3 protein-coding genes are annotated in these 2,527 nt (G+C 54.2%); all 3 read right to left on the minus strand.

Features of this window, described 5'->3' with window-relative positions:
* Window positions 1-308: 308 nt before the first annotated feature.
* The gene (locus tag WB528_RS26580) at window positions 309-686 is read right to left on the minus strand and encodes a type II toxin-antitoxin system VapC family toxin (protein WP_423892311.1); all 378 of its coding nucleotides are present in this window, start codon (window positions 684-686) and stop codon (window positions 309-311) included.
* A gap of 118 nt (window positions 687-804) precedes the next feature.
* Window positions 805-993, minus strand: a complete 189-nt coding sequence (locus WB528_RS26585; protein ID WP_423892313.1) for a type II toxin-antitoxin system Phd/YefM family antitoxin — start codon at window positions 991-993, stop codon at window positions 805-807.
* 69 nt (window positions 994-1,062) lie between these two features.
* Window positions 1,063-2,514 (minus strand): phage terminase large subunit, encoded by a 1,452-nt coding sequence (gene terL, locus WB528_RS26590; protein WP_423892315.1) that lies wholly within the window; start codon window positions 2,512-2,514, stop codon window positions 1,063-1,065.
* Window positions 2,515-2,527 lie beyond the last annotated feature (13 nt).

Raw genomic sequence — 2,527 nt, forward strand, 5'->3', positions numbered from 1 at the left:
AGCCCTTGCCCATCTGACAATCGCGGCCGAGGCTCTCGTCGCTCAACGGCTTTCCATTCTGCAGAACGTCGGCATCTAGTTCTGAGGAAATTTCGTTGACAATGCTAGCGGAGATTAAGGTCCAGTAGCGGATTGAAAAACAGCATAGCATCTGGCCAGCGATAGGCGGCCATGAACGTCCGTTCAGAGAAAAATCTTCATTTTGTAAGACGCTAGCGCGCACTAAACGGAGCGGCCGACAACGGTTTTTGGCGCTCAGCCAGTCGAGGGGGGAGGCCGCAGACGTCTCCCGCGGCACCCGGCGAGGTCTATACGAGCATGACGAGATCGCTGTATGCGCGGAGCCGAACGTCGGCAGTGATCAACCGCAAAGGCTCGCTGATCGCCTCGGCAATAACCATGCGGTCAAACGGATCGCGATGATGATCCGCAAGCGTGCGCACCGCCATGGTGTGCCGCCACGTCACGGCCACCTCATGAATGCCCGCGGCTTCCGTCCGTGGCAATAAGTGATCGAACTCAACATCCAACTTGCGGAGTTCAGCCTTCATCACCATTTCCCAGAGCGATATTGAACTGACAAAAACAGCTTCCGCGCTCTCGATTTCTTGACGAGCGGCTTTGGACAATCGCGGGCTATCTGCCGCGACCCACAAGACGATGCTCGTATCGAGCAGCAGCCGCACAGTCTATCCGGCCTCTAACCACTCACCCTCGAAGGCGCGAAGAACCGCGATGCTCTGGAAACCGTGATCACGATCAAGGCGAACGCGCAGAACCGCGCCCAGTAGTGGCGTATCAAAGTCATCGGCGACCGTGATCTCGCCTTTCATAAAAGCCAAACTTGATCTTTCCCGTCGGCGACTCGCTGATGGGCCCGAGCCGCGCGAGCGGAGTACCTGATTTGGCGATGATAATGCTTTTGCCGCGCGCCGCTTGATCGACCAAGCTGGAGAGTTTGGCTTTCGCTTCGTGGATGTTGAGTTGCATCATCGATGTGCGGGGCCTCCTGGACTGGTCGCAGCATAGTGACAATCGCTGCTTGTGCTGAGTATTAAATCGCTAAAAGCGGATTCCCCTGAGCCCGAGCTCTAAAATGCACTTTTCGTAATTCCTTTGGGCCGTGTCGGTCCATTCAAATCCGATGTGCTTATAACCTAGTGCCTGCGAAAGCGCATCGACCAAATCGTTGTGCTGACCACCCGGGAAGCTAAACAACTCGGTCTCTAGCTCGACCCGACTAGGTGCAGTTTTGAGTAAGAACACTTGAGCATTTGCAAATTTCGATATGTGCCGCATGAGGCGGGTTGTTTTGTCCCCTTCAGGTTTAACGGCGACCACCGGCAATTGCTTTTGTTTTAAAGTGCTGATTAATGCTGTCCCGATACCGACATCTTCAATTAAAATCGCAGTCGGCTGTTTGTTCGCTCGTGAAATTACCAGTTGTTGCAAATCAAAGTACTCCCATTGGCCCACGACTACCTCCGCAATGAAGTACTTATTGTCTTGGATGAGCATATCGAGACACGCTGATCGTGCGTTCGTCTCACCCGGCTTTTGCCCAGGATCCCAGCTCTGCAGGTATGCTGAGGATGAGCTCCGTGGCGGCAATTCATCACAATATTGGATCTGATCACGCCTGATGAGGAAGCCGCCTGGCGGGATTGGGCTTTGCTGGTACTGTGCTGCAAAAATTTCTGGCTCGCTGGAACGAAGTATCTCAAGATAGTCGCACGACTGTTGCTCCGGATGCAGGAGTTCGCCCATGCGACGCAAATGCCATCGCCCTGGGCCGATCGGAATGTACTCGTCCTTCTCAGCAACCGCTGGAAGGTTGAGCACCGTCCAATTTTCGCCCGAGCGCAATAATTTCCCGGTAAGATCGTCGATGTGGAGACGCTGCCCGACCGCTATGACGGCCCCGGTATTCTGATTGTCCACGCGTGACGCAATTGTGCTGTAATAAAGGTTGTTGGTTGCGGTCCGCCTGACGTCCGAAGCCACGTCCAGCGGTCTTTGAAAATCATCAAGGATTAGAATACCACCGCCGAGCCCAGTCAGCCCGCCCTCGGCCGATTTCGCATAGCGATATCCTCCCGCGTCGGTATGAAACTCGGTCTCGGTGCTTTTCAAAAGCGTCATACTAGGAAAGACTCTTTGGTAGAGCAGACTATTGATCAGGAGACGGCAGTCGTTATGGAATCTGACCTGCAAATCTGAGTTGTGGCTGATCCCTATTATTCGAGTGCCCGGACTGCGACCCAACGCGAACGCCGGAAAAGCTACTGATGCCATCAGCGATTTAAGGCAGCGCGGCGGCGCCGCTATAATGAGCCGCTTAATGACCCCGCGCCGAACGAGCTCGAGATGATAAGCCATTGCCTCGAGGTGCCAGTTCATGTGTAGCGTGGAGCCAGGATTCAAAATCTGGAACATCGCTTGAAAGAAGCTCAAGCAATCGTTTCGGCAGGCCGCCTCGACGATTCGTGATTTTGGAACGAGTACGCTGTTCATCGAACTTCTCCTT

This window comes from Bradyrhizobium sp. (genome assembly GCF_049586575.1).
Taxonomy (GTDB): domain Bacteria; phylum Pseudomonadota; class Alphaproteobacteria; order Rhizobiales; family Xanthobacteraceae; genus Bradyrhizobium.